We start from the raw sequence: 24,575 nt of genomic DNA, 5'->3' as shown, positions 1-24,575 counted from the left end.
GGGGAGCTACTGCTCTCCTGATGGCTTGATGTAACCAGTGTCGATCAAAAAGGCCCGCAAGGCTTCCGGGAAAGAGGTGTAGACAATTTCCCGCCCCAAGCACTTGCCGTTGTCATCCAGGTTGTCCTTGCATTCCTTCAGCCCCCAGTTTGAAGAGGAGTCGTAACGCTGGGTCATGCGATCCCAGCCGTCATACAGCTCGCCCACCAGCGCCTTATTGGCGACGTAACCGGCCAGAAACCCATTGGGTGATTCATTGTTCTTCTGCTGGAACCATTCGGCCATGCGCTGCAGGTTGCGGCGATGGATCGGCTTGAAATCAGGACGATGGGAGACATCCACAAACGCATCGCCTTGCAGCTCCCAGATACGAGCAGGGGCTGTACTGCAGGCGTAGCAGGCAAAGCGGTAGAGGAACCGGTTGTCGACGTCGACGATCAGGAAGCGGCCATTCCGCAACGGATCCTCTGCCGGTGAATCCCCTCCATCGAAGGGCCCAAGTGTCACCTCGCGCCAGATCTTCCCGCTGCGGTCGCTAGTGAGAACCTGAATCTGATTGCAACAGTGCGCTCCACCGGTGAAGGAAGAGAGAAGAACTTCGGGATAGGGGTTTGCCGGATCCATCTCTGCGATCTGAACCACCGCAGCTGGACTGCTATCCCATTTCTCAGCGCCCACGAGGCGGCCGACTTCGATCCCATTCACACGAACGACAGCCAGCGGCTTGAGCACATTCGAACCGGCCTCGTTGATCCGCCGCTGCTGCTGCGCGCTGACCTCCAAGGCGCCGCTGCGCAACGAACCGCTCATGCGGTTGTTCTGGTAGTCCATCTTCAGGACCTGGGCGACAGCCGGACTGCCGCAGAAGGCTCCCAGCCCGATCAGACCAACAATGAAACGAGCTCGCAGAGACACCAGGGAATAGGCAGGCAGCTCATCTGAACCATAGGAAGAGGGGCCGTGCCTGCAACCCCTATCACTGCTTGAGATGGCGGCGGCTCCAGCCGGTGATCGAGGCTTCGATGTTCTCCCCGTGCCACTGCAGGGGGCCTTTGCCTTCTGTGCAGCCCCAGCGGCGGAAGTGCTTGCCGGGTTGCAGCACCCCGCGCAGCCGCAGCTGGCGAAGGGTTTCGCGGCTGATGCCGAGCAGAGCACAGGCTTCAGCTGTGCTGATCCAGACCCGCTGGCGGGTGGTCATGACCTGGGTTTCCATCAGCCCCCCGCCAGCTGGGTGCGGCAGCGATTGAGCGTGTCGACCAACCAGCTGCGGCGGTAGCTCTTGACCTGGCGCGGCGCCCCGTCAACAAACTGTTGGCGACATGGGGGTTCTGTGCCGAACTCCTCGCGGTAGGCCCTGGCCACTAGCTTGCCGGCAGCGCAGAACTGGCTGCGCGGCAGTACTTGCTGGAACACCTCCAGCCAGGCATCTCCCAAGGTGAGTTCCTCATCAGTTGGGGTGCCTGCCAGCAACCCAGCGCTGGCGGTGAGTACGTTGCTGCGCACGATGTCCTTGAACAGGAGCTGGTCGCGCTGATCCAAGCCGCCCAGCCGCTCAAACAGATCGATGCTCCGTTCAACTAGGGCAATCACCTCGGCTTGCCTGATCCGAGGTGATGGTGTCTCTACTGGAGTCGGTTGAGCCTGCTGGACGCTTTCCAGGAACCAGCCATCCATCCACACCGCAAACGGCGCGCTGATCCAGCGGGCCAGGTCGACGGCGACCTGGGGATGGACCCAAGTGCCGCCGCCCCCGGCACCGCCTGAGCGGGACTCAACGAGGGCGTGGACGGAAATTCCGGCCACGCTTTCCAGAGCATCCAGATAGTGCTGGCACCGGTCGGACTCGCGATAGTCCTTCCATCGTTTGCCATTGGCTTTGCACATGGCCGTGGCATTCACGTAGCCATCGCTGGTGCGCCGAGAGATCGGGGTGCCGTTCCAGGAACGGGAGTCCAGAGCGTGCTGACTCATCGAGACAACAGGCGTGGTGAGAGTGGACGACGTCGTTGTGGTGTTCATCGGTCTGAGGTCGGTGAAATGGGCTGGGCCCCACTGGCGGCGACGCCGGCGACAGGGGGGAAAGGGCTGTTGGTGCTGACGGCTTCCAGCCGCGACGGCACGGGGCCAGCGATCACCAGCAGCAGGGTGCTCAGCTGAAACAGCAGCCCCACCAGCACCAACAGGCGCATTGCGGTGAGACTGTTGACCGTGACGGCCACTGTTGTGGGCCGGCGGGTGCGGCAGAACGCCGGAAGCTGGGGGCGGCGCCCAGCGCCGCTATTGCTGATCGGGTGAGGAACAGCCATCAGAAGGCGGCCTCCTCGTCGTCATCCACATCCCAGCCGCCAGCAGCGGTGTAACCCTCCTGCTCCTCGAAGCTGTCGGTGGGATCGACCTGCTCGTAGGGAACGAACTCCACGACCTGAACAGCCCGGGGCTGGAATGTCATGCCGCAGCCGTTTTCGCCATCCCAGTCGTAGATGTCGAAGGCCACGACCACCTTGGAGCCGTTGCCGATGGCCGCTCCCTCCCAGGGCTGCTTTTTGGCATCGACGATGCGAGGCCCCTCGGACAGGGAGCCATCACGCCGCTGAAACTGGGGCACCTTGAAGCGAACCGCGGTGAGCTCGCTGGGCTTTTCCTTGTCCGGCTTCCAGGGGAAGCCCTTTTCAGCGCGCCGCTTGCGGCTGCCATGCAGAGCGATGAACTGGTCCTCCATCGCCAGCAGAAAGGACTGGGCCTGCTCGTTGTTGTTAGGGAGCAACAGATCGCAGGTCCAGGCTTTGGGTTTGCTCTTGTCGAGCTGATGCCTCGGGGTGATCAGGTGGGCCCAACGCACTTCGGCGAGGGGCGTGCGGAAGATGTCTTTAGCCATGGGATGAATCGGTGGAAATCGGGTGTTGATCGAACGGCAGAAGCGGCGGCAGGCCAAGGCGCTCGCGCAGCAGGTGATGCACCGCTCCGCTGGCCGAGAGGTTGCGGGTTTCCATCAGCTCGCGCACCTGCAGGTAGACGTCGGTGCGTACCTGGGTCTGGATGACGTGGCGACCGACCAGTGAGCGGGGCTGCTCGCCGTAGCGACGGGGCCTGCTCATGGCTCTACCGGCGTCTGGGCCCCTTCGAACTCTTCGAGGAAGCGGTCGATGAAGGCGCTGTGCTGGTGCTGGGTGATGCGATCACCGATCGAGCGGGCATTGCGCGGCACCTGGAAGTGCTCACGGAACGCAGTGGTCAGCTCTCGCCGAGCAGCCTGGGGAAGCGCAAGGATTCGCTGGTGCGTGGCCTCGATTTCCTGGGCCGTGAGTGGCTCCAGAGCGACATCGCCGCCACTGGCGGCCGCACAGGCCTCGGACGCCTCAGAGGAGGACGCCTCCGCGGCCAGAACAGGATGCCGCGCACCAGCAGAAGCAGGCTCAGTCGCTGGATTTGCCTCAGGCTTTACAGGCAAAGCCTGTTTCGTCAAAGGAATGCCCAGCAGCATGGCCAGCATCCAGCCAGAAGCTTGAAGCGGGTCGTCGACTTCGTCGGCCCACTCTTCACTGCTGACTTCAGCGCCACAGGCGTGCATCACCGTGACCCGCAGCTTGTTGCGGCCGCGGATGTCGACCAGCTGGCTACTGAAAGCAATGCCCTGGGCAAACGCCGGCCTGGCCGCTTCGACTACGGCGGCCAGGTCAAGGGATGAAACGGCCTGCACCTGTTCCTGGAAGGAGGCCAGGGCGGCCGTGAGGGCGCGTTCGGCGCCGCCTTTTTCGCCAAGCAGCTCAAGGGCGCCGGCTGGCACGTCTGCGCGTGCGGGGATCTGCGTCATGGCATCAGGGTGTCGGGCTCGTGCCCGCTAGCCTGAACTTAGCAGCTTTCTAACGCGAGCCGCAATCGATGGGCATCCTCGGACTTGTCCGGGTTTACTTGTTGCGGTGTCGGGTGGACGGCCGGGGGAGGTCAGTCAGCTCGCCTGTTTCCCAGGCCCGGATCCACTCGTCAGGCAGGAACTGCTCGTCCCGCAGCCAGAGCTGCGTCAATTCCGACGAGGAGTAGTCGTCGAGGGACAAAACCTCTCGGAATCGCTTGCGGTACATCTCCGGCACCGACCCGACGAGCTCCTCCAGCGCGATGGTCACGTCTGCCTCGCGCTTCTTGATCACACGACGCACGTGGCGCCTCCACTTCTGGCAGAGATCCTCCGCTTCCTTCGACGAAAAAGTGGGAGAGAGAACTGCCTGATAAGCCTCCGGAACGGCCAGATATCCGATGTAGCAGCTCCAGAAATCAACGGTGTTCCAGGGTTTTCCGTCGTTGCCCCGCAAAGGCTCGGCATATTCGAGCTGTTCTCGAATGCGTTGGGATTTCACTCCCTCGAGGCGCCTGCCGCCCAGCAACCTGCGGTTCAGCTCCTCAAGCTGGAAGAAGGCTTTCTGGCGCAGCTCGCCTGCCTTGCCTTGCTCGATGACCGAAAGGTTGCCGTAGGAGATGACTTCGAAATTTGCTTCCGCACCCCACTCGCAGGCCGTGTACTGGGTCCAGCCATTGCGGCGACGCCAGTTCAACAGCATCTTTCCGAAGGCCCGGCGGGACTCCTGCTGCCAATCGAGGACGGCCTGGTAGGAGCGTTCCGTCAGGTCCACGTCGTAAGTCATAGCCCAATCTTACGTCCTGCTTGCCATCGCAAGCCAGATCCTGTCATGACTTGGCGGCGTGGCCGCAGCTCCCTCCGGGCTCGGCCAGCAGCTGCCTGACCTGTTGGCCACTGATGACTCGCCCGGTCTGAACCTGGAACTGCAGGGCCAGCGTGTAGGGGTGCGAGCCAGGATTGCTCTGGGCCAGACCTTGCAGCTGCCGGCGAAGCTCAGGCCGATTCATGCTGCGGCTTGGGCTGATGCCGCCCTAACGAGGACTGCTTGGGCCTGTTCAACCGAGCGGCAGACCTCAGCCAGGCCGCCGAGCTCCTGCACCTCCTGCAGGAATGCGCGCTGCTCAGGGCTGACGACCCCGCAGTGTGTCTTGATCTCCAGGGCAACGAACTGGGCGATGCGCTGACCGACCATCTCTTTGGTCACCTCCAGCGAGCGCAGACCAATCAGGTCACTGCTGCCCTTGCAGAGCCCAAAGCGCAGGAAGCGCCCCTGCTGGTCGACCAGGGCGCCGGTGTTGTTGCGCCAGAGCCGCACCACTCCGCGGCCGCAGGCCTGTCGGATGCGCTGCTGGATCTCGTGTTCGCTTGGTGAGGAGGCCATACCTCCTGTTGCCGGGCTGGCTTAGCGCTGCTGGCGCGCCGCCCAGACGTGCCTGGCCCAGCCGGGCTTGTAGCCGCGCTCCTGCTCGCGCTGCAGCAGCTGCTCGAAGGTGCGGCAACCCGCTGATGGCGACTTGCGGCGTGGCCGGAGCTGCTGGGCCTTGGGGCGATGGCGGCCTGCGCCCTTGACTTCAACCAGCTCGCCCTCGAGCTGCTGCAGCCCGCGGCGCTGTTCATCGCGTTCCTCGGCCAGAAACAGATGGCCGCAGTCCGGACAGACCTGGGCGGCGCTGGGGCAACTGCAGAAGCAGTGTGGGCAGTCCTTGATCGGAATCGAGACGCCCTCCCGGCGGCGGCGGCCAGCCAGGTTCCACGCGCGCTCATCGGTGGGCAGGCCATGGCGATGGGCGTTGCCGACGTGATCGAGGATCACCGCTTCCTGCTTGCCCGGTGCGGGACGTAGGGCCCGGCCGACCATCTGCAGATAGAGGCTCAGGGAAGCGGTGGGGCGCATCAGGATCGCGCCGCCCACTGAGGGGATGTCGGTGCCCTCGGAAATGATCATGCAACTGGTGAGCACCTCCACCTCCCCGGTGCCGAGCCCGGCGATCAAGCGTTTGCGCTCCTCGGCTGACGTGCCGCCGCTCACTGACGCGGCCCTGATCCCCGCAGCGCGGAAGGCGCCAGCCATCTGCTCGGCGTGCTCGATCGTGCAGCAAAAGCAGATGGCCGTGCCGGGGTGCAGCCGGCGCAGGTAGTGCGACACCGCATCACCGATCGCGGCCCGGTCCCCGAAGGCGCGCGCCGCCTGCTCCAGGTCGTACTCGCCCATCCGCTGGTGGAGTTCGGGACCCTGCCCCTTGCTGTTCCTGGCACCTGGCCAGGAGAAGACCTTGGGCCGGGCCAGCCAGCCCTGCTCCACCAGCCAGGCCGCAGAGGGCCCCAGCACCAGGGCCTCGAAAAAGCCGCCGGCCTCTACGCCCAACCCTTTGCCATCGAGGCGTTCGGGCGTGGCGGTCTTGCCGATCAGATGCGCCTCTGGCCAGGTGTTGATGATCCGGCCCCAGACATTGCCTGCCACCAGGTGATGGGCCTCGTCCTGAATGATCAGATCCGGCGCTGACAGCTGCCCCAGCCGCCGGGCCACGGTCTGCACCGAGCCAACCGCCACCTGCCGGCCCTGCAGCCGGTGGCCGGGGGCGACCACATCGGGCTCGAGCCCCCAGGCCCGAACGGTGCCCGTGAGCTGCTCGATCAGCTCGGCCCGGTGGGCCAGCACCAGCACCTTCCTGCCCTTGCGGGCAGCGCCGCGGGCGATGGCGCCGATGGTCTGGCCTTTGCCCGCGCCGGTGGGCATGACGGCGCAGACCCGCCGGTGGGCCTTGAGGGCCGCGCGGAGATCGGCCAGCAACTGCAGCTGGTAGTCACGCAGAACGATTGACGGCATTGGCACCAGATCGAGCGGGACGACTGCTAGCCGCTTATCTTCCTTGGCTCAGGCTAGCGAGGCATGGCCAAAGCTATTAGGCTGCAGATCACGAGCAATGGCCTGATGCCCGACTACGCCCTGCCGGTGAGTGTCTCGATCACCCAGCAGCAACTCGCCTGGCTGGATGCCCGCAGGCGTCACGGCTCCCTCAGCCGCTCGGCGGCACTGCGGCAGGTGCTGGATGCCGCCATGGACCGCGAACTCCTGCTGGACAGACCGGATCGGGCATCACCGAATCCCGCCGCGACCTCAACAGCGAGCAGGTGAGCCGGAACCCATGGCCTCTGATGCCATTGCTGCGGCCCGGGGCCGCTGGCCGGAGATCCTGGCTTCCCTGGCGGGACTGAGCGGCGAGCAGCTCAGCAATCGCCATCAGCCCTGCCCGCTCTGCGCCGGGACGGATCGCTACCGCTTTGACGACAAGGACGGCAGCGGCTCCTGGTTCTGCAACCAGTGCGGCGGCAAGGACCAGCGCGGCGGCGCTGGCTCAGGCATCGACCTGCTGATGCGCCGGCAGGGCTGGAACTTTGTGGAGGCAGCCCGGCAGGTGGAGGCCTTCCTTGGCCTGGTGCCTGATCACCAGGGCACCAGTGCCGGCAGGGCCACCAGCCGAAACGGCAAGCCCTGGCGGATGCCCGAGAAGCCTCCCGCCGATGCCCAGCCACCGCCGTTGAACCGCGGGGCCACCGCCCAGTGGGCCTACCGAAATGGCTCGGGGGAAGTGCTGTTCTGGATCCAGCGGATCCGGCTGCGCAGCGGCGGCAAGGCCTTCCTGCATCGCGTCTGGCTGGACGGGGCCTGGCATCGACCCAGCCGCCGCGACGCTTTCACCTGCGACTGGCCCACCCCAAGGCCGCTCTACGGACTGCCGGATCTGCTGCAACGCCCCGAGGCTCCGGTACTGGTAGTGGAAGGGGAGGGAACCGCCGCTGCCGCCGCCCGCCTGTTTCCGCAGCACGTGGTGCTGAGCTGGGCCAACGGCTCCAAGGCGATCGCCAAGGCGGACTGGACACCACTAGCCGGCCGCTCGGTGACGCTCTGGCCCGATGCCGATGCCGCCGGCCTGGAAGCCATGCAGAGCCTGGCCGCCCTGCTGCACCCGCTCGACTGCCAACTGCACCTGATTGCCCTGCCGGGGGACCTTCCCCAAGGCTGGGACCTGGCCGATGCCGACTGGACACCCCGCCAGGCCGCCCGACTGCTGGCGAAAGCGGCCCAGCCATGGCAACCCTCAGGTCCGGGTGCTGATGGCAGCGGTGATAGTGCTTCGCCACCGCCGGCCCCTGCCTTAGCTGCAGCTCCCAGCCCGCCAACACCTTTTCTCTGCCTCGGCTACGACGCCGACGCAAACTTCTACCAACCCGGCAGAACCGGTCAGGTGATCCGCCTGCCCCGCGGCTGCCACACCGCCACCCACCTGGTGGCCCTGGCACCGCTGGAGTACTGGGAGAGCCTTTACCCCAGCCGGAGTGGAGTGAACTGGCCTGCAGCGGCTAGCGATCTACACAAGGGCTCCGCCGCGATGGGGATCTTTGCGGTGGAACGCATCCGCGGCCGCGGAGCCTGGTGGGATGAGGGCCGCACCGTGCTGCACCTCGGCGATCGCCTGATCACCCCCGACGGGGAACACCCCATCACCAAACCCTTTCGCTCGCGGCACATCTATCAACGCCTCAAGCGGCTGGAGGGGCCCTGCCGGGTTGAGCCTCTGACCGTGCAGGAAGCGGCAGTGATCGTGGGCATTGCCAACCGCTTCCGCTGGGAGGTGCCCGCCTCCGGCACCCTGCTGCTCGGCTGGGTGGTGCTGGCTCCGATCTGCGGAGCCCTGCGTTGGCGGCCCCACCTGTGGCTCACCGCCGGCGCTGGCTCGGGCAAGAGCCAGATCCTCGATCGTTTCGTGGCGCCATTGCTCGGCGACCTGAGCCTGGTGGTGGTGGGCGCCACGACAGAGGCGGGCCTGCGCCAGACCATCTGCTGCGATGCCGTGCCGGTGGTCTTCGATGAGGCGGAGAGCAACGAGAAGGGCGACCAACAGCGCATGCAGGCGATCCTGTCGCTGGCGCGGGTGGCCAGCAGCGAGAGCAGCGCCGAGATGCTTAAGGGTTCCCCCAGCGGCGATGTGAGCCGCTACCGGGTGCGCTCGATGTTCCTGATGTCATCGATTGCCACTGCCCTCAAGCAGGGAGCTGACAAAAGCCGTTTCGCGCAGCTAACCCTGCGCAGCCCCACCGAGATGGGCAAGGAGGAACGCGAGGTGCACTGGCAGAGCCTTGATCGCGATCTCGAACGCCACATCACTCCAGAATTGGCGCGGCGATTGATCGCTCGCACCGTGTCGCTGATCCCGGTGATCCGTCAGTCGGTGGTGGTCTTCTCCGCTGCTGCGGGAAGGCACTTCGACTCCCAGCGCCTGGGGGATCAGTACGGAACCTTGATGGCCGGAGCCTGGTCGCTGCTGAGTGATGCAGTGCCCACCCAGGAGGAGGCGGAGCACTGCATCGCCTGCCATGACTGGGAGAGCTACAGCCAGAGCACGGAAGTACCGGATGAGGCCCGCTGCATTCAGACGATCCTGCAGCGCCAGGTGCGGGTGGAGACCGACGACAAACCCGTCACCCGCACCATCGGCGAGCTGGTGGAGCTGGCGGCATGCCACAGCAGTTGCATCGACGTGAGCCCGGGCTTGGCAGCCCAGACCCTCGGCCGCCATGGCCTGCGGGTGGATCAGGACCGGCTGCTGGTGAGCAACACCGCCAAGGCGATTGAGCAGTTTCTTGCTGATACCGCCTGGCAGAACAGCTGGCCGGTGGTGCTGCTGCGCCTGGCCGGTGCGCAACGGGCCGGACCCGTGCGCTTCTGTGGCGCCGGCATGGTCAGCCGTGCGGTCGCCATTCCCCTGGGCGAGCTGTAACGATCAGCCGTCACAAACGGGCCGGACATAACAGCAGCGGTAACGCCCAGATCAACTGTCTCGCAATCGATCTGGGTCGCTGTAACGATGTAACGCTCCAGGGATCCGATAGAGCCCCCTATGAATTCAACGACACATGCACACCCTCCGAATCAGCCCCTGCTGCTTGCTAAAGCCTCTATCTCTGCAAAAGGGTTACAGCGTTACAGCCACCCCTAGACGCTTTTGCTGGCAAGCCCTCTCGGCTGTTACGCCCATCGTCACGCCGCGTCACAACTGAAACGGTCATGGTCACCACCACCTCCACCTGGCTTGACCCCATCCCCGGCCTTTGGCGGGATGAGGAGGCCCATCGCTATTGGCTGGGCGATCACCTGTTTCCGGTGTCGATCACCGGCGTTCTCGCCCATGGCCTCAGCGAGACCGCCAAACGGGCGATTGAGGCCAAGCGGCCGATCTGGGAGCCGCGCGGCACCACGGTGCACGCGGCCCTGGAGCACTACAGCCAGGCCCGATTCCTGGTGGGCAAGAGCGCCAGTGAGGCCCTGTTGGACGCCGAGACCATGCCAGGCCATCACCAATACCGGGACTGGATCCTGCCGCTGCTGCAGCTGCCGCTCTGGGATGAAGTGGCGGTGATCGCCTGCGAACGACTCACCTGCTGCCTCACCCGCAACGTGGCCGGTGCCTTCGATGGGGCGTATGCATCACCAGTGCTGAGCGAGCGCCACGGACAGCCGGTGCGGGTGCTCTACGACCTCAAGACCCTCTCGGCCCATGGCCGCCCCTATTCCACCGCCGCCCAGCTGGGGGGCTACATGGTGCTCGAGGCCGCCCAGGGGAACGACTACGAGCTGGGCCAGACGATCTGGAGCAAGCCGGGCGAGGCATTCACCAGCAGCTTCTACAGCCGTGAGCAGTGCCTGGCGGCCTGGGCTGCGGCCTGGAGCCGTTACTGCATGAGCCATCGACCTTTCTGACGCCCCGGCATCCGCGAGGCAACTAAGGGCATTGGCTTGCATTACAGAGCCGCTAGAGTAAACTGGCTCGGAATCATCCGGGCTAATGATCTGGTGATCTCTGATGGCGGACCTCCTGCTCGCTGCTGCTCCATCGACGCTCTGCGCGGATGCGGCTGATCTCGATGCCCTTCTGGATGCCCTCACCGTGATCAAGGCCCGGCAGAAGGAGCTGGAGCAGCAACTCGAGCCCCTGCTGGAGACCCTCAACACGGCGATGGCCACCGGTCAGCTGGATCAAGCCTTCTCGTACAACGACTGGACCTTTGCCCACAGCCCCGGGCGGCTGACCTACGACTTCCCGCCGGCGGTGCAACAGATCGAGCAGCAGCTCAAGGCGGCCAAGGACAGCGCGATCCAGCAGGGCAGTGCCACCGAAAAGCGTGGCAAACCCTTCTGGACCATCCGTGCCCCCAAGACGCCGGCACTGCCGTTCTGAGGCCATGCCGCAGCACTCCCGCCCAAGCAGCGCCGCTGATCCGGTGGAAGAGCTGCGCTCTGCACCGGCTGAGCAAGACCCCGATGGCGAGGCGGTGTGGGAGCCGGTGGCGGTGGACCCAAGCCGGCCAATCAGCCAGACCAACCCGCCACGGCGATTACCCCATCACGCCCAGACCCCGAGGGCCACTGCCGGAGAGGTGGAACGGCGCATCGCAGAAGCCCAGCTCTGGATCGCCCAACGCCTGCCTCTGGTGGAAATCAGGGCGAAAGCGGGCCAGAGCTGGGGGGTGAGCAACGTCAAGACCGTCAATCGCTACCTCGATCTGGCTCGCGCCCGAATGGTGGAGGAGCTGATCTCCGACCGACGCCGTCACCAGGCCGAGCAGATCTTTGCCCTCAACGACTGTGCCCGCCGCGCCATGGATGCCGATCAGTTTTCTGCGGCGGTGGGCGCTTTCCGGGTGATCGCCGAGATCGGAGGGCTGCTGCGGGCGCCGATCAAACCGGCAGAGCCCCATGGGGGCGGGGCCAGAAGCTGATGGCCGGCCTGATTCTCGATCCTGCCGGCGACCTCTGGGACGACTGGGGCCTGCTGGATGTCCCAGATCCCTGCCGCCAGCAGAACACACCGCAGCTTCAGCAGATCTTTCGGGATTTCATCGTGGCCGCCTATCCCGGCTACGCCTTTCACACCTGGGCCGAACGACTGATTGCCCTGCTGCAGCGCGTGGCTGATGGGGAGCTCAACCGCCTGATCGTCTGCTGCCCCCCGCGGCTGGGTAAGTCGCTGCTGGTGTCGAAGCTGTTCCCTGCCTACTGGGTGAGCCGCTATCCCACGCGCTTTTGCGCGATTGCCTCCTACTCAGCCGAATTGGCCTATGCCCATAGCCGTGAAGCACGGCACTACTACCGCGCGGTCGGCCACCCCCTCTCAAAGGACTCCACTGCCGTGGGTAACTGGCTGACGCCCGAGCGCGGTGGCTGCATTGCTGCCGGCGTGCGCGGGCCGTTCACCGGCAAGGGTTACGCGCTCGGGATCATTGATGACCCCTACAAGGGTCCAGAAGACGCCAATTCCGCCGGGCAACGCCAGAAGCTGATCGAGTGGTTCCAGTCCGTCTGGCTCACCCGCGCTGAACCGGCCCCACAGGGGCCCTCTCGATGGGGTTTTGCAGGCGCGGCCCAGGTGGTGGTGCTGACCCGCTGGCACCAGGACGATCTGATCGGCTGGCTGCTGGAGCAGGAAAGCGGCGACGCCCCGCAGCGCTGGCAGGTGCTGAATCTGCCTGCCATTGCTGAACCGCCCCAGCAGCAGATCCTGTTCCCGGCCACCTGCACCATCGAGCCGGACTGGCGCCAGCCCGCTGAGCCGCTCTGCCCAGAGCGTTTCCCGCTGGCGGAGCTGGAGCAGATCCGCATCCGCGCCGGCAGCTATTGGTGGAACGCGCTGTACCAGCAGCGCCCCTCACCAGCGGAGGGCCTGCTGTTCCAACGCGCCTGGATCCGCACCACAGCGGGCACCCCTGCCCCAGACGGCCGGGCGGCGCAAAGACCCTTTGCGGCGGTGGTGCTCAGTTGCGACCTGAGCTTCAAGGGGGGAGAGGCGAACGACTACTGCGGCTTCTGCCTCCTCGGCCTGCTGCCGGATCAGGAGGCCCGCCACCCGGCTGCCCAGGCCAGGGCAAGGGGTGAACAGCTCCACCCCAGTGCCGCCCGGGTGCGCTCACCAGTCGAACAGCAGGAAGGTGTCCACCGGATCGAGGTGATCTGGAGCCAGCACCACCGCCTCGACCTGCCGGGAGTGATGAACTTCCTCGGCCAGACCCTGGCGTCGTTGGGCAAGGCCCTCAGCCCTGATGCGGTGCTGATCGAGGACGCCGCCAATGGCCCGGCCGTCTGCCAGCTGCTGCAGCGACAGATCCCTGGGCTGATTGCCGTGCGACCCAGCGGTAGCAAGGTGAGCCGCGCCCATGCCGTGGCCCCGCTGATGGAGGCCGGCCAGCTGGCTTTTCGCAGCGGCAACGACGCCCTGATCAGCGAGTTGCTGGGTTTTCCCAACGGAGCCCATGACGACCTGGTGGATGCCTTCGGCCAGGGCGTGATCTGGCTGCAGAGCCAGCACTGGCGCAGCCAGGGCAAGGCCACGCCCCGGCCATTGTTGTTTTCCCGCTGAGGGACATCCCCCCATTTCTGATGAACACCCCACCACACGCCCACCGCCCCAGGCCCCAGCAGGCCACCGCTCGCGTGACGACATCAGGTCGTGCTCGCGGGCCATTGCGCTCACCCCATGCCGTTGCTGATGCCTTGGTGGTGGAGCACCTGCCCTTTGCAGCGAAGGTGGCGGCCAACTACGCCCGCCGCACTGGTCATCCCAAGGAAGATCTGGAGCAGTTGGCGGCAATCGGGCTGATCAAGGCCTCACGCCGCTACGACATCCACCGCCCGGGCCGCAGTCCCAACCACTTCATCGCCTACGCCCGGCCCTTCGTGAACGGTGAGATCACCCACTACCTGCGCGACAAGGGCTTTTTGATCTCGGTACCGGGCCGCTGGCGGGAGCTGCATGCGCGAGGGCAGAAGTTATTGAGGGAAGGAACGCCGGCGGATCAGATCCCATCATTGCTCGGGGTCAGCCTGGAGCGTTGGGTTGAGATCTCAGCGGCCTGCGCTGTGCGGGTGGTGGCGATGGCGGTGCGTGAGGCAGATCCAGAGCTGGAGTGAGCAGCTCCGCAAAAGGGCGCCTCACTGCTGATTCACAAAGACAGCGCTGTAGCTGTCCGTCAGTTCATCGTGATACCCCCAGCCGATTTCTGACGATGAGCGCACAACCACTGCCAGCCGTTCCCTGAAGGGCTCCTTCAACTGGAGGGGCAAGCCGCAGATCGCTTTGACAGCACAGCGGGCCATGGCCAGCAAGGCGCTGTAGGAGCCCGCATCGATGTCGCCATAGCCCACCGTGAAGGCATTGCCCTGCTCCAGAAAGAAGACTATCAATTCGGCATGGAAGTCTGGATCAGCAACCGCTTTGCAGAAATCAGCAACGGCCTTTTTGGCTTTGGCGACTTGCAGAGTGCGCTCGTGCAGCACTTCCGGATACGCGCACTCGGCGATGATCTTCTTGCAATCTTCCATGACGGCCTCTGCATCCGCCAAGTGGGCATGGAGAAAGGCCTGGTTCTGCATTGTGAACATGTAGAACTGAGCGGCAAGACTGAGCAGCTCTTCTCTGCCAGGCTGGACAACAGAAGGTTTAAATGATGACCACCTCTACCTGGGCAAGATGGAGGTCAAGCAAAAAGTTGGGAAGTCCACTTCTTAAGGTCGCGCGTAATCAGTTCGCGCGCAAGGAGTGCCACAAACGAAATGCACTCGAACTTTCGAATATACCGCTATTTAGCCTCGGTATACAACTTGGTGTTGCTGTAAATAGAGGCACCATGCAAATCAGGAAATAACGTCAAGTGGTTGATATTCATCAACTCCAAGCCTGCCAGGACGCTTTCCCTCTCTTCGCTTGGAAGGATAATCTTTCTGACAATCGGCTCAGTCGAGCCTGAGTATTTGCTTCTCACAAGCTCTTCTATTGCCTTGCCGCTTTCGGAATATGTGAAGAGACCATTTTGGCTTATCACTCTTGCATTCTCGTCTGACGACGGAACAAAAAACTCTATTTCGCTTTGAAGCCCACTCGCCAGCACCCTCTCTTTGCTGAGCGCAACGACAACTCGTTTCTTGGTGTCATCAGATCCGGTTTTAAAGAATGAAAAATATGCTGCCGTGTATGGAGAGTTACTCCAATCAAGAAGCGGCGTCAACAATTCAAAATGCTGCCCAATTGACCACCACTCCTTATCGTCTGTATATGTTGGCGGGTTTGCGCCGCGTTTCCCTCGAATTGCGAGCTTAAAGCGCTCTAGCTGAGCGCTTCTTATCTCTTTTGTGCGAGCCTTATCCTTTACTTGCCTATCTATCGTGGATTCGAGCTTGTACACATCTTTCCTGTGACCGCGAAATACCCAGCTAGAGCCGGGCGGAAAGTGAAGCTGCACATAGTCGATAAAATAATTCCACTTCCGAATATGGACTTCCTCTATTCCATCTTTGACCCCTGTCGGAGTCCATCGCGGCCTATTCCCTTTAGTCATGATTTTCGTTTTTTTCAAGGACTAAATTGATCAGAGACGGTCACGAAAACAGCCCAAGCAGGCAAAATACTTTTCGATAATCATTTACAGAGCATCACCTGAGCGGGTCTGAGCTGGCTGTAATTGCTATAGCGTAAAACAAGTATTGATTGACTGTAAGCGCGGTTCACGAGTCTGAAAACCACCCAGTCCCAAGTTCCTGGCCTGTACGCACCTCAATGTCGGCTCGGAGCTGTGGCTTTGCGCGGGGTGTGTCACCGGCAATAGCTAGCAGCCGCTGATCGGGCTTGTCCCCGTTGACCCCGGATCCACTCCTATGGCCGCTCAACCCCACCCTGGCGGCGCTGTTCCCTCGCCTGGAGCTGATCCAGGACTGCTGGGACCTCCTCGCTGACCGCAAGGAGCACTACTTGCCCCGTGGCGAGCGCGAGCCTTTATCCGCCTACCGGCGCCGGGTGGAGGCTGCTCTGCCGTCGGGGTTCTTCCGCGATGCCCTACGGACCTTTGCGGGAATGCTGGCCTCCAGCCATTGGCGCGAGTTGCCGGCCACGCTTCAGGCGGTGATCAGTGACGTGGATGGACGCGGTACCGACCTGGGCGTCTTCCTCGAGCGAGCCGACGTACTGGTGCTCCGCGATGGAGCAGCACTGGTGGTGGTGCTGCCGCCCCAGCACCTTTGGCCCAGTGAGGGCGATCGGCAGCAGGCGCTGCGCCATGGCGATCGCCTCTCCCTGCCGCGTCTTGCTCTTCTGGAGCGCCGTGACGTCCTGAACTGGCACCTACCCGGCCCCCAGTCCTTGCCAGACACGGTCAGCTTCCGGATGCCGAACCCAAAAGCCCAGGACGAGTCCCTGGAGACGGATCGGCCCCAGCATCGGTGGCTCTACGGATCCGTTGGCCTCGATAGCGACGGCATGAGCCTGGAAACCATGGAGCTGGTAGCTGATCCACAGACCCCGTCGGGTTGGCGGCCCCATCGCACCGAGCTGAACCACTACCGCGGCATCAGCCAGCTGCCCTTGATCTGGTACGCCAGTGATGGCGCCGCTTTTGGGGAAGGCGACCTGCCGCATCTCGGCCTGGCGCATCAGTACCTCAACCATTTCCGCTGCCAGAGCGACTACCAGGAGCTGCTGTATCGAACAGCCCTGCCAGTTGGAGTGCGGACGGGGGTTGTCGGCCCCATGGGTCATGGCAGCAGCGAGCCGGTAGTACTGGGCCCCAACAGCGTCATCGATCTGCCGGAAGGCGCCAGCTTCCAGTTCGTGGAGATCCAGGCCCGCTCGCTTGCCGAACACCGCGCCTGGCTGGAGTCGCTGGATCAGGCCATGCGCCGCGATGCCCTGATCCCATCTGGCGCCCAAGGGGCACCGCGCACGGCGAGGGAGATCTCGATGGCGGCGTCCCAGGCCTATGCGCTGCTGCAGAGCCAGGCGATCCAGAAGGCCTCGATGTTCTCCACGCTGCTGGAGCACTGGTGCACTCTCACCGGCGAGTCCGTAACCCAGCGGGATGGCCCGGCCTTGCTGGTGGAGATCAGTCCGCTGGCACCGGCACCCAAACCCCAGCCGACGGTGACGGAGATGCTGCAGCTGCATGAACGGGGCATCGTCACCGACGCCGCCCTGCGGCAATGGCTAGGGGATCTGGCCGGTGTGACACCGGTTTCTGCATGACCACCAGCATCAACTTGCCCAGCGCACCAATCGGTGCGACCTGGCAACCCGGCGATCAAGAAGCGATTCGCCAGGCCCTGGCCCTGCCAGCGACAGTGCCCTGCCTCGATGCCATCGGCCGGGCGATGACGGTTTTGGAGCGCCACCACGTCGCCGGGGTGCTGAGTGCTCGGGCCCTGCTGGACGCGGTAGCGCTGATTGATCAGCAGCTGCTGGGGGCTGGCCCTGAGCAGGAGCAGTCGATCGAGAGGCAGTCCCATTCCGGACCGATTGCCGGCTCGGTGGCGGCCGCCGGGGATGCGCCGCTGCAAAAGGCGGATGTGATTGCTTACGACACCGCCTTGCTGCGCCAGGAGAGCGAAACCGTCTACGCCAATCCCCGCTCCAGCTCGGTGGCCCTGCTTAGCCAGCGGCGGCGCTACGGCGAGCAGCTGATGCTCCTACTGCCGGGGCTGGCCAGCTGGGTTCAGTTCACCGCTGCGGCCACCGGGATGCTGGGCACAACGGCCCTGCTGCGGGGCTGAACAATGGCACTGATCAGTCCGCGCCGTTTCACGAGCGGCCAGCACCAGGGCAACGGAGGCGGCGCACTTACCTTGCTGGGGGGCCCCACACCCCTGCAGGCGTTCGCCAATGCCCGTCTGCTGCTGGGCGAAAACGCCAATCCCGGTGACACCACCTCTGCCGTAGTGGCCAGCCACGTGCTCGAGTGCTTCCTGGAGCGGTCCAACTACATCTCTGCCAAGGAGAACGGCCCCGGTGTGGATACCGGTGACTTCACCTACATCGGTTATCTCTGTCGCGCCGCCCGCCTGCCGCCTAACCCAGGGTCGATCTGGCTAAGCAGCGACTTGGTTTGGCAGCACCACGGGCGGCGGGTGTCCTCCAGCGGCACCACTGTGGTGGCCCCCTGCGAGGGCGCGATCTGGCTTGGGGATCTCTCGCTGCTCACCCCCGCAGGTGATGCCGCTGTGGACCCCTACGCGCAGTACACCGCGTTTGTGGTGCTTGAGTTCGGCGCCAGCTACGGGTCCGGCGGCATCGGCACCCTGGTGCAGCCGCTGATCGGCGAGCGGATATTTGGAACCCTTAAGCCGAATCGAGTCGTCTGATCCGCCGCTCGGCAACAGGTGATGGCAGCGCCGCGATGGGCTGCCGATCGCTTGGACCCCCTGGACCCGCACACCCGGCTCAGGGTGCTGGAGTTCGGCGCGAGCCCATGGCTGGTGGTTGTTCCGGCTGCGCAAGCCGGTTCGACCACATCAGACCTAGGGTGTGTACACATCTACGGGGTTGCTGCCGTGGCCGTCCGTGTTGGCATTCGTGAACTCAGGGCCAAGCTGGCCTCTCACCTCGAGTCGGTGACGCCCATTGAGGTGACGCGCCACGGCCGCACCATTGGCCTTTATGTGCCCCTCCCCCAGGAAGCTGAACAGGACGAGCGCCAACGCCTCCTGGAGGCCGGCCGTCTCATGCAGGCCGAACTCGAGCGTCTTGGGCTCTCGGAAGAGGAACTCAGTGCGGACTTCAAAGCTTGGCGGCAGCGACGCCATCAGCCCTGACGGTGGAGCGCAAACGCCTGGTCATCGACGCGAACATCCTGATCCGTGGCTGCCTTGGCGTTCGGGTGAGAACCCTGATCGCTGACTACGCCGATCGGGTGGACTTTTTTGTCGCAGAGGCCAATGTCGCTGAGGCGGCCCACTACATCGCCGATCTCGCCAGGGAAAAGAACCTCGATGAGGCTGTGTGCACCGAGGCACTGCTCAGCTTGATGCAAGTGGTTCAGATGGTTGAGGACATTGTGCTGGAGTCGGCTCGCGAGGAGGCGCTGGCCAGGATCCGTGACGCTGATGACTGGCCTGCATTGGCTCTGGGGCTGCAGCTGGAGTGCGCAATCTGGACGGAGGACCAGGACTTCTTTGGCACCGGCGTTGCGACCTGGACCAGCAGCACCGTCGAGCGTTATCTGAGCAGCTGATCCCTGCCTCGGCAACAGGTGATGGCAGCGCCGCGATGGGCTGCCGAACCCACTGACAGCCGAGACGGGTCATGGCCACCAGCACTACCGATCAGGTCCCATCGAGGGGTGCGATCAGCAACACCGACCAGCTTGAACCGCACTCCTACGGCGACGATCCCCAGGACGGGGGTGAGGCCGAAGCACGGGCAGGCAGCAGCGAGACCTACTCCGCAGAAGCCAATGATCCTGCCCCCGGTGGCCACGACCTGGCCCCTAAAGGAAAAGACGGTGCCAGCGAGGCCCTTAAGGCCGAGCGTCGCCGCACCAACCATCTTGAGAAGGAGCTGCGGGGCCTGCGTCAGCAGCTGACCCGCTTCTCCGAGATCAACCCGGAGGAATACTCCCGCCTGCAGGAAGCCGAACGGCAGAAGCAACTGCTGGAGCAGCAGGTGGAGCTGCGCGAGCGGCAGATGGAAGAAGCCTCTGCCAAGAAGGTGGCAACCGTGGCCGCAGAGCGGGATGGCGCCCAGGCCCAGGTCCTGGCCTTGCGCAAGGAACGGTTGCTGGAGCGCGCTTTCTCAGAAGCCGAAGGCCGTACTGGCGGAGACGGGCGTGGCACGTTCTTTGATGTCTTCAAGGGTCAGCTGGGCGAGAGCTTTCGCCTCAGCACCAGCAAGGACGGCACCGACGTCCTCGAACCGCTCGATGCCCAGGGCCAGCCCCTGCTGGGCGACGACGGTCGGCCGATGACGACCGCTGAGTTCCTTGATCAGCTGCGCATCCATCCCGTCTACGGCTTCCTGTTCCAGCAGCGCGGGGCCATGGGCGGGGCCAATGCCCTGGCGGCAGCACCGGCAACGGCCGGTGGTTTTGGGGAGGTGCTGAACCCCCACGCCATGAGCGCCAGTGAGCTCTACCGAGCTGGCTTCCTGACTAACGGCAGGGGTCCCCACCGCTGAACGCCATGGCGAGCTGGCGTTACTACTTGGCCTTCTGGAGCCGCCGCTCCACTGCCACCGTGGTGCCGGCCTCCACCGCCAGTCAGGCCCGCCGCCTTGCCACGGCCCGACATCAAGTTGGTTACGGCAGCTTGGTGTCTGTCCAGCAGGCCACGGCTGCTGATCGCCAGCTGATTCGTCAGGGCGCCTGGGTGCGGCGTCGCCGCAATGGCACCGGAATGATTATAAGGCGGACCAACCGGTGACATAAGCCACTTTCGCTATGAACCCCGACTGACTCGCGAAGTCATTCAAGAACGTAACCGAAGCAATATCAACAAGTATTCACATCGCACCTGCCAAGCCATAAGACTTCTTTGTTGGAAAAACGACTGGCGGCAACCAGCCAAGACAGCTAGCTCTATCATCAAGCCTACTCATTAAAGAAAGATCAACGTTCATACGCCAAATCAACCCTAGGGCAATCTGGCACGATCTTTGATCCTAAAACAAGACAAGAAGGCCGCGCATCAAGAATCGCACGAGAACAAAAAAGAAAGGTTATTAACAGTCGTAAAGACATGCTGCCGCCGGATTGAATGGTCAAATACCATAGAATTAGAATAGATCAAGCTATGCCATCAAAAGCCAAGCGCAAAAGGCGCAGGACGACAAGAGAGGCATATCCAAAAAGTGAGATCCTGTATATATTGAACATCGTATCAGGAATATTTGCAACTTGCTCCTTGATGCTATTAAATCCAACTATTGCACCTGCATACACTAAAAGTTCTACAGACAAGCCGACCAAGGAAAAGCCAGTGTCTTGCGGACTTAAAGCGCCATCAAATAAAAGAAGTCTGAACAAAAAAGAGGAAACACAAATAAGTTCGATAATTACCGAGGTGGAATCGCTTGAAAGCAAGGGACTTTATGAGCAAGCAGCTAACCAATACTTCGATGCCCAAAAGATTATAATGGATGCCGAAGGATCCTGCAGCGTCAATAGTGGACGCTTCAGGCTGGTCTACGGCTCAAAGCTTTACAGAGCATTTAGGCTTGAGGAAGCCGAAGAACAGATAAAAAAGGGGCTGGAGATTCTTCAGCTTCACAGCGTTGGAACCAGGGAAACATGCGAGGAATTTAACGGAGGAATTGAATTTCTTGACGAAATTTACACCAAGAAGCAAGACTTCGTGTCACTTTCAGATATCTTTTTCAAGAAGTGGCCATTTCTCAAAAAGTGCCTTGAAACACAAGGTGAAGTAACAAAGCCTGCATTATTTAATATCTTTATTCGCCTAAGCGGAGCATTTTTTTCGGGATATGTGCAAGAAGACAATGAAGCGCTGAGGAGCAAGAGAGCTGAGCTTGCATTTGACTCACTCAATAAAGCTTACAGCGTAGTGGGTGGCAAGCCCACGCAGATGCAATTAGCCGACATCCTTCTCAAGGAGGGCTACTTTAAATACTCAATGGCAGGTGTAAGCAAGAATAACAAGCGCTCTGATCTCTTATTAAGAGCCAGGGAGGCAACCTCTCAAGCCTTGCGCATACACACTGGGCTTAATGAGTTGGAGCGCGCTGAAGGATCTGCAAAGCAGTTGGCCTACATACTTGAATCGATTGGAGATTATTCACAAGCCGATAAAATCTACAGAAACCTTATCGCCAGAGCCTTGGATAAACCACTTAGGGCGACCAGTATTAGCGAAAACTACTCGCTTCTGTCCGGATATGCAATGTTTACCAAGAATTGGGATAACAAAATACACTTTAGAACGGCATTGCTCATGCTAAGACAATGGGAGCATGTAGCCCTTAAAGCACTCTTGCCATCGATTACTCCCAAAGAGAGAATTGAGTATCTCAATTTATTTTCCCAATCCGAGGGAGTTGCCGCACGCGGTTTTGCAACAGGTATTCTTAGCTCAGAAGAGTATCTAGATTCTTTCCTGCAGCTTCGTTATTCACTCATCGAATCGGAGATTATTGCATTAAGGATGAGCATTAAAAACATATCTCCACTCGCACCAAATACCATTGACACTTTGGCCAGGCAAATGGCTGCATCGGACATTGACTATACAAATCAGATCAAAAGGTCGCTCAGGGAAAACGATTTATTTATTCAGTTTATTGAGCCTTCACCTGGAGGCTACAATACGCGCATATCAACAAATGAGATCGAGACGAAGACTCAGGCATTCGTGGTTAGAAATGGAGGAGGCAGTGAATCGCTTTTAGCTTACAAAACCTGTGAAAAAGAATTATGCAACAGATTAATGTCTGAGGCCTTGAGATCATCATCCCAAGGGCTCGGGGATGCATCTCAAAAGTGGCGGGTGCTATTAGATAATCTTTTTAGCCCCGAACTCGTTAAACAGATTCAGGAATCGAAGCAGGTATATATAGGACTTGATGGACTCCTCCAAAGAGTACCCATTGGCATTATTCGGATACATCTTGAGTCAAAGGGGCTTGGATCCCGTCGTATTATTGCTGTTCAAAGCGTGGCAGATATTGGGAATCATGAACGAAACATGCAAGCTGGCGATTCAACCGTTTTCTATTCCCCTGAATTTGGAGAGAGCGCTAAATGCACATCCAATGCATCCTGTCAAAAACAATGGAAGGAACTTGTTTATTCATCAAAAGAAGGCGAAGTTGTTTCTGGCATTCTGTCCGCAAATAAGGTATTTGGCAAGCAGGCCAGCAAATCCTCGATGCTATCCATTAAAAGCCCCAAAGTTCTTCACATATCCACTCATGCTGGTTTCGCAGAGGAGACCACTGATGGACGCAGTAGAGATCAATCTGAATTCGGGGGTCGGCAAGTATTAGACGGCCTATACAACATTTATATTGTTGCAACAGGAGCCAATGTCTCGCCACCTGAATCGACGATCATCACCTACAGAGATCTTGCAGGTTGGGATTTAAGCGGGACTTCACTTGCTGTAGTTTCTGCATGCGAAACAGGCCTGGGTGGATCCATGAGGGGTTATGGGCTTTTTGGTATGCACCGTATTTTGTCGTCGGTTGGGGCCGAATCTACGCTCTTATCAATGTGGAAAGTAGACGATGAAGCAACCGCGGTACTTATGAGTCTATTTTATAAAAGTCTGAAAGAGGGTAATTTGCTAGATGAGGCCCTAGCTAAAGCCCAAGACAGGATGATTAAGGATCCGGAGTATGCTGCTCGGGGTTGGTCTAACCCGTATTACTGGGCGGGCTGGCAAATAGCAGGCAAGATGACTCCTGTCTTCAATAAATAGTTACGGAGTACTTTCGGAACTGCTTCCCTACCTAATAAGACCTCAGAGCCGATAGAAGCTATGACCAACGACTTTAAGCGGTACTAGCTTTTCATCGCTAATTTTCAAACCTCGGAGGAGTAATCAGTGCAGAATTGCTTAGTTACCAAAGGAAGCTCATTGCCAATATTTTTTAGAGTTATATTCTACTGTAATCAAGTCTCACCCTCCTGAAGCAAAAGAAGGATCAGATGTCTCAAATCATGGCTGGCCTCCAGTTGCTCTAGCAGCCAGCGCAATGCCGTCTGTTGCCTGTCAAACCCCAATTCACCGCAAAGATCGTTGAGTAGGGACTGGAAGGACTCTTGCTGGATATGAAGATCAGTCGCTGGGGCGGCTCTGCGCTGAAGAAACGACGGGAGCTGCGGTTCTCGTAAATTACTTGCAGATCCTGTATTAACACCCATTATCAACATCTCATTGAGGAAGGTTTAACAACTCTCAGAACCTTGCCATCACACGCCCGGCTTCAAAAGCACATCGCACCAAGATGACTGGCGAGGCGGCGGGTACCTGTGATGCAAACACGAGGCCTAAGCCCACAACAGCACATGCTTCAAGAACACGACTAAGACCATCGACCTGAATTGAAGGCTGCGCAACGTTTTGATTGTTCATGGCACTGGCAGCTCATGCTGCAGGAGGGACGTCTACTCCTTGTTCCAAGTCTCTGAAGCTGATTCCACTGGCGGTATGGCGCCTGGAATCCGCTGGAATGGTCTGTGGCCCACGCAGGTGAGAAGCAAGGGATGTTCCCCTCCTCGCACCGTGCGGGTAACTTCTTTTCTTGTCGTCTCATTGCTGATTGCCAGCCAAGCATCTGCCTCTACCAATGAGGCCCTGTGTGCCGACACTCTCTGCAGAATCGGCCTGAATGCCAATGGCAACTCATCACCGAGGAGCCTCCTCTCCACGGCACGGATTGCGCAGGGGAGCACCGGTGGTCAAGAGGGGTACAACGCTGGCCAGGCAATGCTGGTGCACATGTTGGTGTCACAGCTGGCTGCATGGGTGTTGGCCTGCTGCTCGGGAGGAGCGGGACCTGGAGCAATGGGCGGCCATCAACCTGATTGACACGGGACACACCGTCATGGAATCAGGGAGCCAAACCCAGAACGAGGAGGAACCGTTCAGCCCGCGGCCCTTGGCCGTCCGACCCATGAAAGCCTTCCTCACCCTGCTTGCCGCTGCAGCGACCACCGTCGCCTCCTTTACCACACTTCTTGTTGAGCCTGCTACTGCTCAATGGGGTTCCTACGGCCTCAGCCAGCAGCAGCAGCGGCAACAACGCAGCAACGGCTGGAGCAGCGGCGATTACTTCGGTGCACCCCAGCAACCCCGGATTCAGCAGCAGCCCTATGACGGCGGTTACACGCCCGGACTTCAGAACAACGTGCGCTACCGCCAGAACAGCTGCGCCACATACCTCAACTGCTGATC

At 61.3% G+C, this 24,575-nt stretch carries 29 protein-coding genes; 16 read left to right on the top strand and 13 right to left on the bottom strand.

The features are described 5' to 3' along the window. Window positions 1-6 precede the first annotated feature (6 nt). From C7K55_RS03985 to C7K55_RS03935, 11 genes are all read right to left on the bottom strand, one after another. Window positions 7-915, bottom strand: a complete 909-nt coding sequence (locus C7K55_RS03985; protein ID WP_106502120.1) for a hypothetical protein — start codon at window positions 913-915, stop codon at window positions 7-9. Window positions 916-976: 61 nt separating this feature from the next. Continuing rightward, window positions 977-1,213, bottom strand: coding sequence for a helix-turn-helix domain-containing protein (locus tag C7K55_RS03980; protein WP_106502119.1), 237 nt, complete (start codon window positions 1,211-1,213; stop codon window positions 977-979). After that, window positions 1,213-1,971, bottom strand: a complete 759-nt coding sequence (locus tag C7K55_RS03975) for a KilA-N domain-containing protein (RefSeq protein WP_161956113.1) — start codon at window positions 1,969-1,971, stop codon at window positions 1,213-1,215. The genes C7K55_RS03980 and C7K55_RS03975 overlap by 1 nt, the downstream gene beginning before the upstream one ends. A 44-nt stretch (window positions 1,972-2,015) precedes the next feature. Further along, entirely contained in the window at window positions 2,016-2,306 is a 291-nt protein-coding gene (locus C7K55_RS03970) for a hypothetical protein (RefSeq protein WP_106502117.1), read from the bottom strand. Next, window positions 2,306-2,875, bottom strand: a complete 570-nt coding sequence (locus C7K55_RS03965) for a hypothetical protein (RefSeq protein ID WP_106502116.1) — start codon at window positions 2,873-2,875, stop codon at window positions 2,306-2,308. The genes C7K55_RS03970 and C7K55_RS03965 overlap by 1 nt, the downstream gene beginning before the upstream one ends. Then, entirely contained in the window at window positions 2,868-3,095 is a 228-nt protein-coding gene (locus tag C7K55_RS03960) for a hypothetical protein (RefSeq protein WP_106502115.1), read from the bottom strand. Before C7K55_RS03960 ends, C7K55_RS03965 begins: the two co-directional genes overlap by 8 nt. Beyond that, the gene (locus C7K55_RS03955) at window positions 3,092-3,811 is read right to left on the bottom strand and encodes a hypothetical protein (protein WP_106502114.1); all 720 of its coding nucleotides are present in this window, start codon (window positions 3,809-3,811) and stop codon (window positions 3,092-3,094) included. The genes C7K55_RS03960 and C7K55_RS03955 overlap by 4 nt, the downstream gene beginning before the upstream one ends. Window positions 3,812-3,905: 94 nt before the next feature. After that, window positions 3,906-4,637, bottom strand: coding sequence for a hypothetical protein (locus tag C7K55_RS03950; protein ID WP_106502113.1), 732 nt, complete (start codon window positions 4,635-4,637; stop codon window positions 3,906-3,908). Window positions 4,638-4,680: 43 nt separating this feature from the next. Further along, window positions 4,681-4,860, bottom strand: a complete 180-nt coding sequence (locus C7K55_RS03945; RefSeq protein ID WP_106502112.1) for a hypothetical protein — start codon at window positions 4,858-4,860, stop codon at window positions 4,681-4,683. Then, window positions 4,857-5,234 carry a VRR-NUC domain-containing protein gene (locus C7K55_RS03940; protein WP_106502111.1) on the bottom strand — a complete coding sequence of 126 codons (378 nt, stop codon included), beginning with the start codon at window positions 5,232-5,234 and terminating at the stop codon, window positions 4,857-4,859. Before C7K55_RS03940 ends, C7K55_RS03945 begins: the two co-directional genes overlap by 4 nt. A gap of 21 nt (window positions 5,235-5,255) precedes the next feature. After that, the gene (locus C7K55_RS03935; protein ID WP_106502110.1) at window positions 5,256-6,680 is read right to left on the bottom strand and encodes a DEAD/DEAH box helicase; all 1,425 of its coding nucleotides are present in this window, start codon (window positions 6,678-6,680) and stop codon (window positions 5,256-5,258) included. Window positions 6,681-6,743: 63 nt separating this feature from the next. Here C7K55_RS03935 and C7K55_RS13530 point away from each other — a divergent pair, with 63 nt between their 5' ends. From C7K55_RS13530 to C7K55_RS03905, 7 genes are all read left to right on the top strand, one after another. Continuing rightward, window positions 6,744-6,989 (top strand): hypothetical protein, encoded by a 246-nt coding sequence (locus C7K55_RS13530; RefSeq protein ID WP_161956112.1) that lies wholly within the window; start codon window positions 6,744-6,746, stop codon window positions 6,987-6,989. Between the two features lie 10 nt (window positions 6,990-6,999). Then, window positions 7,000-9,633 (top strand): primase-helicase zinc-binding domain-containing protein, encoded by a 2,634-nt coding sequence (locus C7K55_RS03930; protein WP_161956111.1) that lies wholly within the window; start codon window positions 7,000-7,002, stop codon window positions 9,631-9,633. 287 nt (window positions 9,634-9,920) lie between these two features. Further along, complete coding sequence (locus C7K55_RS03925; protein ID WP_106502108.1) at window positions 9,921-10,613, top strand: hypothetical protein; 693 nt, start codon at window positions 9,921-9,923, stop codon at window positions 10,611-10,613. 103 nt (window positions 10,614-10,716) lie between these two features. After that, window positions 10,717-11,091 carry a hypothetical protein gene (locus C7K55_RS03920; protein ID WP_106502107.1) on the top strand — a complete coding sequence of 125 codons (375 nt, stop codon included), beginning with the start codon at window positions 10,717-10,719 and terminating at the stop codon, window positions 11,089-11,091. A 4-nt stretch (window positions 11,092-11,095) separates the two neighbouring features. Then, a complete protein-coding gene (locus C7K55_RS03915; protein WP_106502106.1) occupies window positions 11,096-11,632 on the top strand; it encodes a hypothetical protein in 537 nt (178 codons plus the stop codon). Then, window positions 11,632-13,266, top strand: coding sequence for a phage terminase large subunit (terL, locus tag C7K55_RS03910; protein ID WP_106502105.1), 1,635 nt, complete (start codon window positions 11,632-11,634; stop codon window positions 13,264-13,266). The genes C7K55_RS03915 and terL overlap by 1 nt, the downstream gene beginning before the upstream one ends. A gap of 20 nt (window positions 13,267-13,286) precedes the next feature. Beyond that, entirely contained in the window at window positions 13,287-13,817 is a 531-nt protein-coding gene (locus tag C7K55_RS03905; RefSeq protein ID WP_106502104.1) for a sigma factor, read from the top strand. 21 nt (window positions 13,818-13,838) lie between these two features. Here C7K55_RS03905 and C7K55_RS03900 read toward each other — a convergent pair whose 3' ends face one another. Both C7K55_RS03900 and C7K55_RS03895 read right to left on the bottom strand, forming a co-directional pair. Further along, the gene (locus C7K55_RS03900) at window positions 13,839-14,279 is read right to left on the bottom strand and encodes a hypothetical protein (RefSeq protein WP_241518158.1); all 441 of its coding nucleotides are present in this window, start codon (window positions 14,277-14,279) and stop codon (window positions 13,839-13,841) included. Window positions 14,280-14,485: 206 nt separating this feature from the next. Next, window positions 14,486-15,259, bottom strand: a complete 774-nt coding sequence (locus tag C7K55_RS03895; protein WP_127431977.1) for an FRG domain-containing protein — start codon at window positions 15,257-15,259, stop codon at window positions 14,486-14,488. A 269-nt stretch (window positions 15,260-15,528) separates the two neighbouring features. On the opposite strand from C7K55_RS03895, the gene C7K55_RS03890 reads away from it, so the two are divergent. From C7K55_RS03890 to C7K55_RS03845, 9 genes are all read left to right on the top strand, one after another. Then, a complete protein-coding gene (locus tag C7K55_RS03890; RefSeq protein ID WP_106502102.1) occupies window positions 15,529-16,917 on the top strand; it encodes a DUF4055 domain-containing protein in 1,389 nt (462 codons plus the stop codon). Next, a complete protein-coding gene (locus tag C7K55_RS03885) occupies window positions 16,914-17,441 on the top strand; it encodes a hypothetical protein (RefSeq protein ID WP_106502101.1) in 528 nt (175 codons plus the stop codon). The genes C7K55_RS03890 and C7K55_RS03885 overlap by 4 nt, the downstream gene beginning before the upstream one ends. 3 nt (window positions 17,442-17,444) lie before the next feature. After that, window positions 17,445-18,029, top strand: coding sequence for a hypothetical protein (locus tag C7K55_RS03880; RefSeq protein WP_106502100.1), 585 nt, complete (start codon window positions 17,445-17,447; stop codon window positions 18,027-18,029). 189 nt (window positions 18,030-18,218) lie between these two features. Further along, complete coding sequence (locus C7K55_RS03875) at window positions 18,219-18,479, top strand: prevent-host-death protein (protein WP_106502188.1); 261 nt, start codon at window positions 18,219-18,221, stop codon at window positions 18,477-18,479. Window positions 18,480-18,481: 2 nt separating this feature from the next. Next, entirely contained in the window at window positions 18,482-18,898 is a 417-nt protein-coding gene (locus C7K55_RS03870) for a PIN domain-containing protein (RefSeq protein ID WP_106502099.1), read from the top strand. Between the two features lie 71 nt (window positions 18,899-18,969). Next, on the top strand, window positions 18,970-19,839 hold the full coding sequence (locus tag C7K55_RS03865; RefSeq protein ID WP_106502098.1) for a hypothetical protein: 870 nt from the start codon (window positions 18,970-18,972) through the stop codon (window positions 19,837-19,839). 5 nt (window positions 19,840-19,844) lie between these two features. After that, window positions 19,845-20,084 carry a hypothetical protein gene (locus C7K55_RS03860; protein ID WP_106502097.1) on the top strand — a complete coding sequence of 80 codons (240 nt, stop codon included), beginning with the start codon at window positions 19,845-19,847 and terminating at the stop codon, window positions 20,082-20,084. Between the two features lie 369 nt (window positions 20,085-20,453). Beyond that, the gene (locus C7K55_RS03855; RefSeq protein WP_206603465.1) at window positions 20,454-23,096 is read left to right on the top strand and encodes a CHAT domain-containing protein; all 2,643 of its coding nucleotides are present in this window, start codon (window positions 20,454-20,456) and stop codon (window positions 23,094-23,096) included. Window positions 23,097-24,294: 1,198 nt separating this feature from the next. After that, a complete protein-coding gene (locus C7K55_RS03845) occupies window positions 24,295-24,573 on the top strand; it encodes a hypothetical protein (RefSeq protein ID WP_106502094.1) in 279 nt (92 codons plus the stop codon). Window positions 24,574-24,575 lie beyond the last annotated feature (2 nt).

The organism is Cyanobium usitatum str. Tous (genome assembly GCF_003011885.1).
Lineage (GTDB): Bacteria > Cyanobacteriota > Cyanobacteriia > PCC-6307 > Cyanobiaceae > Cyanobium_A > Cyanobium_A usitatum.
Note: the sequence above shows the minus strand (reverse complement) of the source record. Positions and strands in the feature narration are given on the sequence as shown.